Below are 15,453 nucleotides of genomic sequence, written 5' to 3' on the forward strand. Positions count from 1 at the left end.
CTAACGCCCTTTCGCTTTCTCCATCATCGCGCGAATATTTGCGATACTGGCCTGCCCTTTATGCATCCGCTCCTCGGCGCTAATCACTTTGCGTTCCTGCTCCCAGATAATATCGTCCTGAGGCAATTCCAGCAGGAAGCGGCTCGGCTCCGGACGGACCGTTTCACCGTACTGGCGGCGCTCTTTGCACAGGGTAAACGTCAGCTCTTTCTGCGCCCGCGTAATGCCTACGTAGGCCAGACGACGCTCCTCATCGACGTTCTCTTCTTCAATGCTGCTCTGATGCGGCAGTAAGCCCTCTTCCATTCCCACCAGATAGACGTACGGGAACTCAAGCCCTTTGGACGCATGGAGGGTCATCAACTGCACCTGATCCGCCTCTTCTTCGCTTTCGCCGCGCTCCATCATATCGCGCAGGGTAAAGCGTGTGACGACCTGGGTCAGGGTCATCGGTTCATCGATATCCGAACCTTCCAGCATGTCGGTCATCCAGCTGAAAAGCGTATTGACGTTTTTCATGCGCATTTCTGCCGCTTTTGGGCTGGCGGAGGTTTCATACAGCCAGGATTCGTAGTCGATACCGCGGATCAGATCGCGCACCGCGGAAATGGGCTCACGTTCGCTCAGCTGTTGGATCTCACCCAGCCAGTGGGTAAAGCGGGTCAGCGATTCGTAACCGCGCCCGGCCAGCGTCTGGCTCAGGCCCATATCGAAGCTGGCCGTGAACAGGCTTTTGTTGCGGGTCATCGCCCACTCGCCGAGTTTTTGTAACGTCGCCGGGCCAATTTCGCGCTTTGGCGTGTTCACTATTCGCAAAAAGGCACTGTCATCATTTGGGTTGGTCAGCACCCGCAGATAAGCGAGCAGATCTTTGATTTCAGGGCGTGAGAAGAACGACGTCCCACCAGAGATTTTGTACGGGATGCGGTTCTGCATCAGCATCTTTTCAAAGACCCGCGACTGGTGATTGCCGCGATAAAGAATGGCGTAATCTTTGTAATTGGTTTTATTAATGAAGTGATGGGCGATCAGCTCGCCAGCCACGCGCTCGGCTTCATGATCTTCATTATTGGCGCTTAGCACCTTCAGCTCGGTGCCGTAGCCCAGCTCGGAGAAGAGGCGTTTTTCAAAAACGTGCGGGTTATTGGCGATCAGGATGTTTGCCGCTTTCAGAATACGCCCTGATGAGCGGTAGTTTTGCTCAAGCTTGATGACCTGCAGTGCCGGGAAATCCGTGCTGAGCAGCACCAGGTTTTGCGGCCGGGCACCGCGCCAGGAGTAGATCGACTGGTCATCGTCGCCCACCACGGTAAAACGGGCTCGCTGCCCCACCAGCAGTTTTACCAGCTCATACTGGCTGGTGTTGGTGTCCTGATACTCATCCACCAGCAGATAACGGATCCTGTTCTGCCAGCGCTCGCGCACCTCTTCATTACGCTGCAGCAACAGCGTAGGCAGCAGGATCAGATCGTCAAAATCCAGCACGTTACAGGCTTTAAGGTGATCGTGGTACAGGCTGTAGCAGTGAGCAAAGATCCGGTCACGTTCGCCTTTGGCACTCGCCGCAGCCTGAGCGGGATCCATTAGATCGTTCTTCCAGTTGGAGATCGTCGAGATCAGCTGCTGCAGCACCACTTTGTCGTCTTCAATCAGCTCTTCGGTAAGCTCTTTGAGCAGCGCCACCTGGTCGGTATCGTCGAACAGAGAAAAGTTTGATTTCATTCCCAGGGCGGCGTATTCGCGTTTAATGATGTCCAGGCCCAGCGTATGGAAGGTGGAGATCATCAGGCCGCGCGCCTCTTTACGTCCCAGCGTTTGCCCGACGCGCTCTTTCATCTCGCGCGCGGCTTTATTGGTAAAGGTCACCGCTGCGATATGGCGTGCCTGATAGCCGCAGCCACGGATCAAGTGGGCGATTTTATTGGTGATCACGCGGGTTTTACCGGAACCAGCCCCTGCCAGCACCAGGCATGGTCCAGTAACGAATTCGACCGCTTGTTGTTGTCCAGGGTTTAAACGCATGGGAAATATTGCTCAATCTTCGAACGGGGTGTGGATTGTAGCAGAAAGCCGGGCGCAGATTTACCGGCTAATGATAAAGTGATCCAAACGCAATAGATCCTGAGAACACAACCATGGTTAAGACCGCAGCAGCCCTGCATATTCTGGTAAAAGAAGAGAAGCTGGCGCAGGAGATCCTCACGAAGCTGGAACGCGGCATTAGCTTCGATCATCTGGCCAAACGCTACTCCCGCTGTCCGACCGGACGCAACGGCGGCGATCTGGGAGAGTTTAAGCAGGGGATGATGGTGGGGCCATTTGATGAGGCCGTCTTTAGTTGTCCGCTGTTAAAACCGTACGGACCGGTGAAAACCAAATTTGGTTACCACATTATCAAGGTGCTGTTTCGGCGATAAGCCATGCTAAAATCGCCAGCCTCATTCCCCCTTTGAAGGCGCACATCATGGCTAAAACAGCAGCAGCACTGCATATCCTTGTTAAAGAAGAGAAACTGGCTCTTGAGCTTCTGGAGCAGATTAAGAACGGCGGTGACTTCGAGAAGCTGGCGAAAAAGCATTCCACCTGTCCATCAGGCAAAAAAGGCGGTCACTTAGGTGAATTCCGTCAGGGTCAGATGGTTCCGGCGTTCGATAAAGTGGTGTTCTCTTGCCCGGTGCTGGAGCCAACGGGCCCACTGCACACTCAGTTCGGTTATCACATTATTAAAGTGTTGTATCGTAACTAATAAAAAAAACCGGTGTTTGAACACCGGGCTTTTTTTTGCCGGATGGCGGCTACGCCTTATCCGACCTGTGAATCGCGATTTGTAGGTCGGGTAAGCGAAGCGCCACCCGACACTGTTTACGCTTAACCCGCTACGGCGATACGCTTCATATCGGTCATGTAGCCACGCAGTTTATGACCTACGCTCTCGATCGCATGGCTGCGAATCGCTTCGTTTACATCACGCAGCTGGGCGTTGTCTACCGCGCCATCCGCAACGGTTTTACCCAGATCGCCGGCCTGCAGAGTGGTCATGAACTCTGTCAGCAACGGTACGCAAGCGTAAGAGAACAGGTAGTTGCCATACTCCGCGGTGTCAGAGATAACCACGTTCATTTCATAAAGACGCTTACGCGCGATGGTGTTCGCAATCAGCGGCAGCTCGTGCAGTGATTCGTAGTAAGCCGACTCTTCGATGATGCCGGAATCAACCATGGTTTCGAATGCCAGTTCAACGCCCGCTTTCACCATGGCAATCATCAGAACGCCTTTATCGAAGTACTCCTGCTCGCTGATTTTTCCGTCAAACTGTGCAGTGGTTTCGAACGCGGTTTTACCGGTCTCTTCACGCCAGGTCAGCAGGTTTTTGTCGTCGTTAGCCCAGTCAGCCATCATCCCGGAAGAGAACTCACCGGAGATGATGTCGTCCATGTGTTTCTGGAACAGCGGTGCCATAATCTCTTTCAGCTGTTCAGACAGTGCGTAAGCACGCAGTTTCGCCGGATTAGACAGGCGATCCATCATCAGGGTGATGCCGCCCTGCTTCAGCGCTTCGGTGATGGTTTCCCAGCCGAACTGAATCAGTTTTTCTGCGTAAGTCGGGTCGGTACCTTCTTCCACCAGCTTGTCGAAGCACAGCAGAGAGCCCGCCTGCAGCATACCGCACAGAATAGTCTGCTCGCCCATCAGGTCAGATTTCACTTCTGCCACGAAGGAGGATTCCAGCACGCCTGCACGGTGGCCGCCGGTTGCTGCTGCCCAGGCTTTAGCAATCGCCATGCCTTCGCCTTTTGGATCGTTTTCCGGGTGAACTGCGATCAGCGTCGGAACGCCGAAACCACGCTTGTACTCTTCACGCACTTCAGTACCTGGGCACTTCGGTGCCACCATGACTACGGTGATGTCTTTACGGATCTGCTCGCCCACTTCAACGATGTTGAAGCCGTGGGAGTAACCCAGCGCAGCGCCGTCTTTCATCAGCGGCTGCACGGAACGCACAACGTCGGAGTGCTGTTTGTCTGGCGTCAGGTTAACTACCAGGTCCGCCTGTGGGATCAGCTCTTCGTAGGTACCGACTTTGAAGCCATTTTCGGTCGCTTTACGCCATGAAGCACGCTTCTCAGCAATCGCTTCTTTACGCAGGGCATAAGAGATATCCAGACCGGAGTCACGCATGTTCAGGCCCTGGTTCAGGCCCTGTGCGCCACAGCCAACGATGACCACTTTTTTACCCTGAAGGTAGCTTGCGCCATCGGCAAATTCGTCACGCGCCATGAAGCGGCATTTGCCCAGTTGCGCCAGCTGCTGACGCAGGTTCAGTGTGTTGAAGTAGTTAGCCATGGTGATACCTCGTGATGTTGTACTGTCTTATTGTTCGGTTCGCTTATGCGAGAATGGACTTACTATATGACAGGAAATTTATTGCGGAAATTGATATATTCACAACATCACGTTGCAATTTATGCAACGAAAAACCGTGGGGTATCGGCTGTGGATTTACGCGTTCTGAAAATGTTCCTGCATCTGGCGGATAGCCGCCATTTTGGCCGCAGCGCGCGGGCGATGCACGTCAGCCCCTCCACGCTCTCCCGACAGATCCAGCGCCTGGAAGAGGACCTCGGTCAGCCGCTGTTTGTACGCGATAACCGCACGGTCACGCTCACGGAAGCAGGCGACGAGCTACGCACGTTTGCCCAGCAAACGCTGTTGCAGTATCAGCAATTGCGCCACACTATCGATCAGCAGGGTCCTTCGCTCTCAGGCGAGCTTCACATCTTTTGCTCGGTGACGGCGGCATACAGCCATCTCCCGCCGATCCTCGACCGCTTTCGCGCCGAACATCCCTCAGTCGAAATTAAGCTCACTACCGGCGATGCCGCCGACGCAATGGAAAAAGTGGTGACCAACGAAGCCGATCTGGCGATTGCCGGCAAGCCGGAAACGCTGCCTGGCGCGGTGGCATTCTCAATGCTGGAGAATCTGGCAGTGGTGTTGATTGCCCCGGCACTGCCGTGCCCGGTGCGTAACCAGGTATCCGTCGATGAACCTGACTGGTCAACGGTGCCTTTTATCATGGCCGATCAGGGCCCGGTGCGTCGTCGCATCGAGCTGTGGTTTCGCCGACACAAAATCAGCAACCCGTCGATTTATGCCACGGTGGGCGGGCATGAGGCGATGGTGTCAATGGTGGCACTCGGCTGTGGCGTGGCGCTGCTGCCAGAAATCGTGCTGGAAAACAGCCCGGAGCCGGTGCGTAACAGGGTGATGATTTTAGAGCGTAGCGATGAGAAAACGCCGTTTGAGCTTGGCGTCTGCGCACAAAAAAAGCGGCTGCATGAGCCGCTTATTGATGCGTTCTGGAATTTATTGCCTAACCATTAACCCGCCAGGAAGAACCTGAACGCCGGGTTGTGCGTCTCATCGTGACAGTCATAACCCAGTTCGTTCAGCCGCGTTTCGAAATCTGGCTCGTGCTCGCCCAGTTCGAATCCCGCCAGCACGCGACCATAGTCAGTGCCGTGGCTGCGATAGTGGAACAGGGAGATATTCCAGTGCGTACCCAGGGTATGCAGGAATTTCAGCAGCGCGCCGGGAGATTCCGGGAACTCGAAGCTGAACAGACGTTCCTGTAACGGCTTCGACGGACGCCCGCCAACCATATAGCGCACGTGCAGCTTCGCCATTTCGTCGTCAGACAGATCCACCACGCTGTAGCCGCCGTCGTGCAGCAGGGAGAGGATCTCCTTGCGCTCTTCCAGTCCGCGACTCAGACGCACGCCGACAAAAATGCAGGCATCTTTGGCATCGGCAAAGCGGTAGTTAAATTCCGTTACAGAACGACCACCCAGCAGTTGGCAGAATTTGAGGAAGCTGCCTTTCTCTTCCGGGATGGTCACGGCCAGTAGCGCTTCGCGTTGTTCACCCAGCTCGCAACGTTCAGAGACGTAGCGCAGGCCGTGGAAATTAACGTTGGCACCCGAAAGAACATGCGCCAGACGTTCACCGCGAATGTTGTGCTGCGCGATGTATTTTTTCATCCCCGCCAGCGCCAGCGCGCCGGACGGCTCCGCCACCGCACGCACATCCTCGAACAGGTCTTTCATTGCCGCGCAGATCGCATCGCTGTCGACGGTAATGATGTCGTCGAGATACTCCTGACAAACGCGGAAGGTTTCATCACCGATGCGCTTAACCGCCACGCCTTCAGCAAACAAACCCACACGCGGCAGATCCACCGGATGCCCGGCATCCAGCGCTGCCTTCAGGCAGGCGGAGTCTTCCGCTTCCACGGCAATGACTTTGATCTGTGGCATCAGCTGTTTGATCAGTACCGCGACGCCTGCCGCCAGACCGCCACCGCCGACCGGCACGAATACGCGATCGAGATGGGCATCCTGCTGCAACAGCTCCAGCGCCAGGGTGCCCTGGCCGGCGATCACCATCGGATGATCGAACGGCGGAACCCAGGTGAACCCCTGCTGCTGTGACAGTTCAATGGCTTTGGCTTTCGCTTCGTCAAAGTTGGCACCGTGCAGCAAAACTTCGCCACCAAAACCACGCACCGCATCCACTTTGATATCGGCCGTCGCCACCGGCATAACGATCAAGGCTTTCAGCCCCAGACGCGCGGCAGAGAAAGCCACACCCTGGGCATGGTTGCCTGCCGACGCGGTGATCACACCGCGCGCTTTTTGCTCTTCGGTCAGCCCAGCCATCATCGCGTAGGCACCGCGCAGCTTGAAACTGTGCACCGGCTGCCTGTCTTCGCGCTTCACCAGGATGACGTTATCCAGTCGCGAGGACAGCTTCTCCATTGTTTGTAGCGGTGTAACCTGTACCGCTTCATAGACCGGTGCGCGAAGCACCGCCCGGAGATATTCCGCCCCTTCAGGAGCGGCGGACAGGGGTTGGGATTCGGCCATCATTAGCCCCCGAGTTTAGATTTATCGCGTACAGCGCCTTTATCTGCACTGGTCGCGAGGGTCGCGTAAGCGCGCAGGGCGAAGGAAACTTCACGCTGGCGATCTTTCGGTTTCCAGGCTTGATCTCCGCGGGCTTCCTGCGCTTCACGACGGGCTGCCAGCTCCTGATCGCTCAGCTGCAGCTGAATACCGCGGTTCGGGATATCAATCGCAATCAGGTCGCCATCTTCAATCAGCGCAATGTTGCCGCCGCTGGCCGCTTCCGGGGAGGCGTGGCCAATGGAAAGCCCGGACGTGCCGCCGGAGAAACGACCATCGGTGATCAGGGCGCAGGCTTTGCCCAGACCCATCGATTTAAGGAAGGTGGTCGGGTAGAGCATTTCCTGCATCCCTGGCCCGCCTTTCGGCCCTTCATAACGGATCACAACCACATCCCCGGCAACCACTTTACCGCCGAGAATGGCTTCTACCGCATCGTCCTGGCTTTCGTAGACTTTTGCCGGGCCGGTAAATTTAAGGATGCTGTCATCCACGCCTGCGGTTTTTACGATACAGCCATTTTCGGCCACGTTGCCGTACAGTACCGCCAGACCGCCATCTTTGCTGTAAGCATGTTCCAGCGAGCGGATACAGCCTTCAGCGCGATCGTCATCCAGGGTATCCCAGCGGCAGTCCTGCGAGAACGCCTTAGTGGTACGAATGCCCGCCGGACCGGCACGGAACATGCTTTTCACGGCTTCATCTTTGGTGAGCATCACGTCGTATTGATCCAACGTTTGAGGCAACGTCAGGCCAAGAATGTTTTTCACCTCACGGTTCAACAGCCCGGCGCGATCCAGCTCGCCCAGAATCCCCAGCACGCCACCGGCACGGTGAACATCTTCCATGTGATATTTAGGGGTACTTGGCGCGACCTTACACAGCTGTGGCACTTTGCGGGACAGCTGATCGATGTCAGTCATGGTGAAATCAATTTCTGCTTCCTGGGCAGCAGCCAACAGGTGCAGAACGGTATTAGTGGAACCGCCCATCGCGATATCCAGCGTCATCGCGTTTTCAAACGCCGCTTTGTTAGCGATATTGCGCGGCAGTGCGCTGGCATCGTCCTGCTCATAGTAGCGTTTGGTCAGTTCAACGATGCGCTTACCGGCGCTGAGGAACAGCGTTTTACGATCGGCGTGGGTGGCCAGTAATGAACCGTTAGCTGGCTGGGATAAGCCCAGCGCTTCGGTCAGACAGTTCATCGAGTTGGCGGTGAACATCCCGGAACAGGAGCCGCAGGTCGGGCATGCAGAACGCTCAACCTGATCGCTCTGCGCGTCGGAAACTTTCGGATCGGCACCCTGAATCATCGCGTCAACCAGGTCGAGCTTGATGATTTTATCGGAAAGCTTGGTTTTGCCTGCTTCCATTGGACCACCGGAGACGAAGATCACCGGAATGTTCAGGCGCAGGGAAGCCATCAGCATCCCCGGGGTGATTTTGTCGCAGTTGGAGATACAGACCATCGCATCGGCACAGTGGGCGTTAACCATGTACTCCACCGAGTCGGCAATCAGCTCGCGCGACGGCAGTGAATACAGCATGCCCCCGTGCCCCATCGCGATACCGTCATCCACGGCGATGGTATTAAACTCTTTTGCCACGCCGCCAGAGGCTTCAATCTGTTCGGCAACCAGCTTCCCGAGATCGCGAAGATGGACGTGACCCGGTACGAACTGGGTAAAAGAGTTGACCACGGCAATGATCGGTTTGCCGAAATCGTCGTCGGTCATCCCGGTGGCGCGCCACAGCGCGCGGGCACCCGCCATATTGCGGCCATGAGTGGTGGTGGCGGAACGGTACTTAGGCATGCGTTATTTACTCCCGTCTATCTGGTAAATGGGATGGTGCGTGCCATCCCATATTTAAGCGTATTAATTAACTTGATCCAACCAACCCCATTTATCTTCGGTTTCGCCGGTGAAGAGGCCAAAGAAAGCATCCTGAATACGTTTGGTGACCGGTCCACGGCGGCCTTCGCCTACCTGAATACCGTCAACGCTGCGCACCGGGGTGATCTCTGCCGCGGTGCCGGACATGAAGACTTCGTCTGCCAGATACAGGGATTCGCGGGACAGAACCTGCTCACGCACTTCGATACCCATATCCTGCGCCAGCTTGATGATGGCGTCGCGGGTGATACCCGGCAGCGCAGACGAGGTGAACGGTGGCGTGAACAGAATGCCGTCTTTCACTTCGAACAGGTTCTCGCCCGCACCTTCGGAGATGTAGCCGTTCACATCCAGCGCGATACCTTCCTGATAACCGTGGCGACGGGCTTCACTGCCAACCAACAGAGAAGAGAGGTAGTTACCGCCCGCTTTTGCGGCGGTCGGGATAGTGTTCGGAGCAACGCGGTTCCAGGAGGAGACCATGGCATCGATCCCCTGCTCCAGCGCTTCTGCGCCCAAGTATGCTCCCCACGGGAACGCAGCGATGATCACATCGGTGGTATACCCTTCTGGCGGGTTCACGCCCATTCCGACATCACCGACGAACACCAGCGGGCGAATATACGCGCTGGTCAGACTGTTTTTGCGAATGACGGCGCGGCAGGCTTCCATCAATTCGTCAACGCTCTGAGAAACCGGGAAGCGATAAATTTTGGCTGAGTCACGCAGACGCTGCATGTGTTCGCGATGACGGAACACCACTGGGCCTTTGTGAGAATCGTAGCAACGGATACCTTCAAACACAGAAGTACCGTAGTGCAGAGCGTGGGACATCACGTGGACTTTAGCGTCCTCCCAGCGGATCATCTCACCGTTAGACCAAATGAAATCAGCTTTTTTCGTCGTCATTTCTCTTCCTTTTACGCTCAGGCGCGGATTTGTTGTGTTTGTGATGAGGCGGTACGCTGCTGGATATCAACCCGGGCGACGTCGACCAATTTGCTCAATTGGCTAAACAGTAAGTCGACGGGGCGCTGGCTGGCAACGGTCAATTCAATATTTATGTTCTGGGCATCGGTGGCGGTTTCCATATTCATCGAACAAATCTGGAATCCACGATGGCGTACCACGCGCAATACACGTTCTAATGTTTCCGGATTGAAGCGAGCCTGCACGGCGACCTGATGATGCATCATGATAATTTCTCCAGCATTTGTGAGTTACTGGCACCGGGCGGCACCAACGGCCAGACATTCTCAAGCTCATCGATTGAGACATGAAGCAGGTAAGGCCCCTTGCTTGACAGCATTTCATCAAGTGCCGCTTCAACCTGGTCTTTACGGGTAATGTGCTGACCAGGGATGCCGAAGGCGCTGGCCAGAACGAGAAAGTCGGGGTTATCGGTGAGCGTGGTTTCGCTGTAACGCTCCTCAAAAAAGAGCTGCTGCCACTGGCGCACCATGCCTAAACGCTGGTTATCCAGCAGCACGATTTTCACCGGTAACTGCTTGCGCTTGATGGTGCCCAGCTCCTGCACGTTCATCATAAATGAACCATCACCGGAAACGCAGATTACCGTATCGTTTGGGCGCGCCACCTGGGCTCCCACGGCGGCAGGCAGACCGAAGCCCATGGTGCCTAACCCACTTGAAGTGATGAAGTTTTCCGGGCGCATGTAGGTCATATGCTGAGCCGACCACATCTGATGTTGACCCACGTCGGTAGTCACCACGCTGTCTGTTGGTTTACGATCCGACAGTTGCTTCAGCAGCAGCGGCGCATAAATTGCCTCACCTGGATGGTCGTAACGCCAGGCATGTTCGCTGCGCATATCAGCAGCGTGCTGACGCCATGCGTCGATACTTAATGGCTGCTGTAACGCAGGCAGCAGTCCTTTAAGATCGCCCTGTAAGGCCACATGGGTCTGGCGAAGCTTGTTCATCTCCGCCGGATCGATATCCATATGAATGACTTTTGCGTTCGGTGCAAAGGTATTCAACTTACCGGTGACACGGTCATCGAAGCGTGCACCCACGGCGATCAGCAGGTCGCACCCCTGCACGGCGAGGTTAGCCGCTTTAGTGCCATGCATCCCCAGCATGCCAAGGTAGTACGGATAGTCAGCATCAACCGCGCCCAGTCCTTTTAAAGTACACACCGCAGGCATTTGGGTTGTGGCAATAAATTTACGCAGAACGGGGACCGCCTGTGCCATACCGACGCCACCGCCAACATAGAGGATGGGTTGTTTCGCCTGCGCCAGCATCTGGCAGGCTTCATCGACCTCGGCAAATGGGAAAGTGTCGTCACTCTCTACCGTTGAGAAGTGCGGTTCCAGATCGCCGAAAGCAATCTGGATATCCTTAGGAATATCGACCAGAACCGGACCTGGACGACCTGAGTTTGCCACCTCAAAGGCTTCCGCCATGACGCGCGGGAGCTCTTCAAGAGATTGCACGAGGAAACTGTGCTTAGTACAAGCCAGTGACAAACCGAGAACGTCCACTTCCTGGAAAGCATCAGTACCGATAAGGGGCGAGGCGACCTGACCGGTGATGGCCACAACAGGAACGGAATCAAGCAGTGCATCAGCCAGGCCGGTGATCAGATTGGTTGCGCCCGGACCGGAGGTCGCCATACAGACGCCGGTTTTACCGGTTGCGCGCGCATAACCAATGGCTGCCATCGCTGCACCCTGCTCGTGTCGGCACAACAGGTGTTCCACGCCGCCATCATACAATGCATCGTAAATAGGCATAATTGCGCCACCCGGATAACCGAAGATTGTCTCGACACCCTGCGCTCGCAACGCATGTACTACCCACTGTGCGCCATTCATAGTTAGTTCCCCGCCGTAAATCGGTAGAAACAGAATTTTATGCTACTTCTCATCATCTGCTCCTCAGTTATGTTTTAAGGTCATAAAAAAACCCCCGGACCTTTCGGTGCGGGGGTCTTAGTTCGTTAAGGCTTGATTTTTAAGCCTTTCCTCGTCCAAGTACAGCCCCGCACGGTGGGATAATAATCACCACCACGCTAATCACGACCAGGCTAATCACTCGTAGAAGGGCTGTCATTTTCAGTTCTTTTGGCTTCTTGTTCGAAGGAATACCTAAAGAGTTATCACAGATATCACTCCAGACACAAGATTTTTTTATAATTCACTTCGTTATTACGCTAATGATTTAGATAAAAATCATTGTTTTTTATAACAAAAACAGAAAATGAATTATTTTCATTTTTTTGATGCCCTGAACAGCCAGAAGTCATGCTTATCGCAAAATGCGAGCGGAGATCCAGGATGATGAAATGATTACAGTTTTGCCAAAGTAATTCGGAATAGCGTACGTAATACCGCAATTCGCTAGTAAAAATAGGTGTCTGCCGATGACATAGTAGGGCTTCAAGGAGGATATCTATGTCATTGTCGGTTATCTATACCCGCGCGGCGTTAGGCGTGGAAGCGCCACTTATTTCGGTAGAAGTCCATCTCAGCAATGGTCTCCCTGGGTTAACGTTAGTTGGGCTGCCGGAAACCACGGTCAAAGAGGCCAGGGATCGCGTGCGCAGTGCCATTATTAATAGTGGTTACACCTTCCCGGCAAAAAAGATCACCATTAATTTGGCCCCAGCCGATTTGCCTAAAGAAGGGGGGCGATATGATTTACCTATCGCCATTGCGCTTCTCGCAGCCTCTGAGCAACTCTCCTCCTCACTGTTGAGTCGTTACGAGTTTGTGGGTGAACTGGCGCTCACAGGCGCATTAAGAGGGGTTCCCGGAGCAATATCCGGCGCGATGGCGGCCATACGCGCCGGCAGAGAGATTATCGTCGCCACAGATAACGCTGCAGAAGTCAGTCTGATTGAAGAGAAAGGCTGTCTGGTGGCCGAACACCTCCAGGAAGTATGCGCCTTTCTTGAAGGCCGACATGAATTAGCAGCCCCCACAGGCGAGCCCTGCCCTGTAGAAAATGATGCTCACGATATCAGTGACATCATCGGACAGGAACAGGGAAAACGGGCGCTGGAGATCACCGCCGCGGGTGCCCATAACTTGCTGCTCATTGGCCCACCGGGCACGGGCAAAACTATGCTGGCGAGTCGGCTCAATGGGTTGTTGCCGCCGCTCAGCAATCATGAAGCGCTGGAAAGTGCGGCTATCGTAAGCCTGGTCAATGCCACTTCACTGCATAAGCAGTGGCGTCGACGCCCTTTCCGCGCGCCGCACCATAGCGCTTCGCTGATGGCCATGGTCGGTGGGGGATCAATCCCCGCGCCGGGGGAGATCTCGCTGGCGCATAATGGCATCCTCTTTCTCGATGAATTGCCCGAGTTTGAACGCCGGGTACTTGATGCGTTGCGCGAGCCGATTGAATCCGGGCAGATCAATATCTCCCGGACACGAGCCAAGATAAGTTATCCAGCCCGCTTTCAACTTATTGCCGCGATGAACCCCAGCCCTACGGGACACTATCAGGGTAACCATAACCGCTGTACACCCGAGCAGACGCTACGCTATCTGGGGCGTTTATCGGGCCCTTTTCTCGATCGCTTTGATTTATCACTTGAGATCCCGCTTCCCCCACCGGGGTTGCTGAGCCAGACACATAAAATGGGAGAAACCAGTAAAACCGTACGCAACCGAGTTATTGCCGCGCAGGACCGACAGCTGGCGCGGCAGCATAAACGTAACGCCCTACTGGATAACGCGGAGATCCGCAGATTTTGTCAGTTGATACCCGAAGATGCACTATGGCTGGAACAGACGCTTACGCGCTTCGGTCTGTCGGTACGGGCCTGGCAGCGATTACTGAAGGTGGCTCGCACTATTGCCGACCTGGAGGAGAGTGAAAAGATTGAACGCAGACACTTACAGGAGGCGCTAAGCTACCGCGCGATTGATCGCCTGTTATTGCATCTGCAAAAAATGCTGGCATGAAAAAGGGGCTGTAGCCCCTTTTTCTTAATCGTCTGAATCGGTGTAGTCTTCTGTACCTTCCGTCTGTGGTTTACCACCAGACAGAGTATGGAAACGCTTTGGACGCTTGATGCGTGCCATATACTTAATCCACACGCGCTCTGCTTCTGTTACTGGCTCACGTTCGCCACGGCAGACGGCAACAAACGATTTCTCGTCTTCAGTGTTAGGTTCACGCTTTCCCAGATCCAGTTCATTGAAGGCATAACCATGACGTTCAAGCAGTTGTGCCTCTTTGATGGTGAAATCACCATGGCGAGAAAATCCGCGTGGATAATTTTTGTTGTCGAAAAAACGATTAGTCGTCGTAAAGCTTTCCGCCATCCTACACGCTCCTATTTCTTTGGCCGAGCTATTTATGGCGCGGAGTATTGGTTACGCTTGACAGAGTGTAAAACAAAACATTTAAATCATAACGACAAATAATTTTGCGGAGAAAACCTTGGATACGGAATTGCTAAAAACTTTTCTCGAAGTGAGCAGGACTCGGCACTTTGGGCGCGCCGCAGAAGCGCTATATCTGACGCAATCGGCTGTCAGCTTTCGTATTCGGCAGCTTGAAAACCAGCTCGGCGTTAATCTTTTCACCCGCCATCGCAACAATATTCGCTTAACGCCAGCGGGTGAAAAGCTCCTGCCCTATGCAGAAACGTTAATGAACACCTGGCAGGCCGCGCGTAGAGAGGTCGCTCATACCTCAAAGCATAATGAGTTTTCTATCGGGGCCAGCGCCTCGCTATGGGAGTGCATGCTTAGCCCATGGCTGAGCCGCTTATATCGTTCTCATGGACAGCTGCAATTTGAAGCGCGCATTGCACAGCGGCAATCGCTGGTTAAACAGCTGCATGAAAGGCAGCTGGATTTACTCATTACTACCGAAGCACCAAAAATGGATGAATTCAGCAGCCAGATCCTCGGGCAATTCACGCTGGCGCTCTATGCAGCTGCACCCGCGTCCATGAAAGCCGATCTGAACTATCTGCGACTAGAGTGGGGACCCGATTTTCAACCACACGAGGCCGGTCTGATTGCCCATGATGATGTTCCCATGTTGACCACCAGTTCTGCTGAGATCGCCTGTCAGCAGCTTGAATCGTTAAAAGGTTGCACCTGGTTGCCACAACGATGGGCCAGTAGTAAATCTGGATTACATACCGTGACGGACTCTGCCACACTTCAGCGGCCCCTCTATGCCATTTGGCTTCAGAACAGCGATAAGCAAGGACAGATTAAAGATCTGCTAAAAATCAATGTGATGGATTGAATTGAAAGGTTGCAGGGACGCAACGTACAGGCGTAAAGGAAGGTTTTCAGTATGTTATTACAGGCAAAAAAAATCCTTTGCCGAAGCAAAGGATTCTTATATGGCAGGGGCGGAGAGACTCGAACTCGCGACACCCGGTTTTGGAGACCGGTGCTCTACCAACTGAGCTACGCCCCTAAATTTTCTTACTATTAAGCCTGCTAATATAGCAGGCTTAATATCTTAATAAGTGGCGGAACGGACGGGACTCGAACCCGCGACCCCCTGCGTGACAGGCAGGTATTCTAACCGACTGAACTACCGCTCCACCGAAGACTTCTGTAACCACCGGTTTATTGCCCCGGTTTACTA

General features: G+C 54.4%; 14 protein-coding genes and 2 tRNA genes. 5 read left to right on the forward strand and 11 right to left on the reverse strand.

Translation table 11 applies throughout. From position 1 onward, the window contains the following. Positions 1–2,022 (reverse strand): DNA helicase Rep, encoded by a 2,022-nt coding sequence (gene rep, locus M8013_RS01680; RefSeq protein WP_271266104.1) that lies wholly within the window; start codon positions 2,020–2,022, stop codon positions 1–3. Positions 2,023–2,135: 113 nt separating this feature from the next. On the opposite strand from rep, the gene ppiC (M8013_RS01685) reads away from it, so the two are divergent. Together ppiC (M8013_RS01685) and ppiC (M8013_RS01690) are read left to right on the forward strand one after the other, a co-directional pair. Next, positions 2,136–2,417, forward strand: coding sequence for a peptidylprolyl isomerase PpiC (gene ppiC / locus M8013_RS01685; RefSeq protein ID WP_271266105.1), 282 nt, complete (start codon positions 2,136–2,138; stop codon positions 2,415–2,417). 47 nt (positions 2,418–2,464) lie between these two features. Continuing rightward, positions 2,465–2,746, forward strand: a complete 282-nt coding sequence (gene ppiC / locus M8013_RS01690; RefSeq protein ID WP_271266106.1) for a peptidylprolyl isomerase PpiC — start codon at positions 2,465–2,467, stop codon at positions 2,744–2,746. Positions 2,747–2,868: 122 nt separating this feature from the next. Here the strand turns inward: ppiC (M8013_RS01690) and ilvC are convergent, their stop codons facing one another. After that, complete coding sequence (ilvC, locus tag M8013_RS01695) at positions 2,869–4,344, reverse strand: ketol-acid reductoisomerase (protein ID WP_271266107.1); 1,476 nt, start codon at positions 4,342–4,344, stop codon at positions 2,869–2,871. 150 nt (positions 4,345–4,494) lie between these two features. Between ilvC and ilvY the strand changes: the two genes are divergently transcribed. Beyond that, positions 4,495–5,385: an HTH-type transcriptional activator IlvY gene (gene ilvY, locus M8013_RS01700; RefSeq protein ID WP_271266108.1), complete on the forward strand. Its 891-nt coding sequence runs from the start codon at positions 4,495–4,497 to the stop codon at positions 5,383–5,385. Here ilvY and ilvA read toward each other — a convergent pair. The 6 genes from ilvA to ilvL all read right to left on the reverse strand — a co-directional run bounded on the left by ilvA (position 5,382) and on the right by ilvL (position 11,937). Next, positions 5,382–6,926 carry a threonine ammonia-lyase, biosynthetic gene (gene ilvA, locus M8013_RS01705; RefSeq protein WP_271266116.1) on the reverse strand — a complete coding sequence of 515 codons (1,545 nt, stop codon included), beginning with the start codon at positions 6,924–6,926 and terminating at the stop codon, positions 5,382–5,384. The two genes, ilvY and ilvA, sit on opposite strands and share 4 nt — an antisense overlap. 2 nt (positions 6,927–6,928) lie before the next feature. Next, positions 6,929–8,779: a dihydroxy-acid dehydratase gene (gene ilvD, locus M8013_RS01710; RefSeq protein WP_271266109.1), complete on the reverse strand. Its 1,851-nt coding sequence runs from the start codon at positions 8,777–8,779 to the stop codon at positions 6,929–6,931. Between the two features lie 63 nt (positions 8,780–8,842). Beyond that, on the reverse strand, positions 8,843–9,769 hold the full coding sequence (locus M8013_RS01715; RefSeq protein ID WP_271266110.1) for a branched-chain amino acid transaminase: 927 nt from the start codon (positions 9,767–9,769) through the stop codon (positions 8,843–8,845). Positions 9,770–9,786: 17 nt separating this feature from the next. Then, a complete protein-coding gene (gene ilvM, locus M8013_RS01720; protein ID WP_271266111.1) occupies positions 9,787–10,056 on the reverse strand; it encodes an acetolactate synthase 2 small subunit in 270 nt (89 codons plus the stop codon). Beyond that, positions 10,053–11,699 carry an acetolactate synthase 2 catalytic subunit gene (gene ilvG, locus M8013_RS01725; RefSeq protein ID WP_271266112.1) on the reverse strand — a complete coding sequence of 549 codons (1,647 nt, stop codon included), beginning with the start codon at positions 11,697–11,699 and terminating at the stop codon, positions 10,053–10,055. Before ilvG ends, ilvM begins: the two co-directional genes overlap by 4 nt. Positions 11,700–11,838: 139 nt before the next feature. Beyond that, positions 11,839–11,937: an ilv operon leader peptide gene (ilvL, locus tag M8013_RS01730; RefSeq protein WP_048969883.1), complete on the reverse strand. Its 99-nt coding sequence runs from the start codon at positions 11,935–11,937 to the stop codon at positions 11,839–11,841. Positions 11,938–12,278: 341 nt separating this feature from the next. Here ilvL and M8013_RS01735 point away from each other — a divergent pair, with 341 nt between their 5' ends. Continuing rightward, positions 12,279–13,799: a YifB family Mg chelatase-like AAA ATPase gene (locus M8013_RS01735; RefSeq protein WP_271266113.1), complete on the forward strand. Its 1,521-nt coding sequence runs from the start codon at positions 12,279–12,281 to the stop codon at positions 13,797–13,799. Positions 13,800–13,823: 24 nt separating this feature from the next. Here M8013_RS01735 and M8013_RS01740 read toward each other — a convergent pair whose 3' ends face one another. After that, positions 13,824–14,162 (reverse strand): MaoP family protein, encoded by a 339-nt coding sequence (locus tag M8013_RS01740; protein ID WP_271266114.1) that lies wholly within the window; start codon positions 14,160–14,162, stop codon positions 13,824–13,826. A 118-nt stretch (positions 14,163–14,280) separates the two neighbouring features. On the opposite strand from M8013_RS01740, the gene hdfR reads away from it, so the two are divergent. Continuing rightward, positions 14,281–15,102, forward strand: coding sequence for an HTH-type transcriptional regulator HdfR (gene hdfR, locus M8013_RS01745; protein WP_271266115.1), 822 nt, complete (start codon positions 14,281–14,283; stop codon positions 15,100–15,102). Positions 15,103–15,203: 101 nt separating this feature from the next. On the opposite strand, the gene M8013_RS01750 is transcribed toward hdfR, so the two are convergent. Next, positions 15,204–15,279, reverse strand: a tRNA-Trp gene (locus M8013_RS01750). Positions 15,280–15,332: 53 nt separating this feature from the next. After that, a tRNA-Asp gene (locus M8013_RS01755) sits at positions 15,333–15,409 on the reverse strand. Between the last annotated feature and the right edge of the window lie 44 nt (positions 15,410–15,453).

Source organism: Silvania confinis (genome assembly GCF_025564085.1).
Classification (GTDB): domain Bacteria; phylum Pseudomonadota; class Gammaproteobacteria; order Enterobacterales; family Enterobacteriaceae; genus Enterobacter; species Enterobacter confinis.

Bases quoted from the DNA above. Each gene is read 5' to 3' on its own strand.
- rep (WP_271266104.1), bottom strand. From the start codon at position 2,022: ATGCGTTTAAACCCTGGACAACAACAAGCGGTCGAATTCGTTACTGGA.
- ppiC (WP_271266105.1), top strand. From the start codon at position 2,136: ATGGTTAAGACCGCAGCAGCCCTGCATATTCTGGTAAAAGAAGAGAAG.
- ppiC (WP_271266106.1), top strand. From the start codon at position 2,465: ATGGCTAAAACAGCAGCAGCACTGCATATCCTTGTTAAAGAAGAGAAA.
- ilvC (WP_271266107.1), bottom strand. From the start codon at position 4,344: ATGGCTAACTACTTCAACACACTGAACCTGCGTCAGCAGCTGGCGCAA.
- ilvA (WP_271266116.1), bottom strand. From the start codon at position 6,926: ATGGCCGAATCCCAACCCCTGTCCGCCGCTCCTGAAGGGGCGGAATAT.
- ilvD (WP_271266109.1), bottom strand. From the start codon at position 8,779: ATGCCTAAGTACCGTTCCGCCACCACCACTCATGGCCGCAATATGGCG.
- M8013_RS01715 (WP_271266110.1), bottom strand. From the start codon at position 9,769: ATGACGACGAAAAAAGCTGATTTCATTTGGTCTAACGGTGAGATGATC.
- ilvM (WP_271266111.1), bottom strand. From the start codon at position 10,056: ATGATGCATCATCAGGTCGCCGTGCAGGCTCGCTTCAATCCGGAAACA.
- ilvG (WP_271266112.1), bottom strand. From the start codon at position 11,699: ATGAATGGCGCACAGTGGGTAGTACATGCGTTGCGAGCGCAGGGTGTC.
- ilvL (WP_048969883.1), bottom strand. From the start codon at position 11,937: ATGACAGCCCTTCTACGAGTGATTAGCCTGGTCGTGATTAGCGTGGTG.
- M8013_RS01735 (WP_271266113.1), top strand. From the start codon at position 12,279: ATGTCATTGTCGGTTATCTATACCCGCGCGGCGTTAGGCGTGGAAGCG.
- M8013_RS01740 (WP_271266114.1), bottom strand. From the start codon at position 14,162: ATGGCGGAAAGCTTTACGACGACTAATCGTTTTTTCGACAACAAAAAT.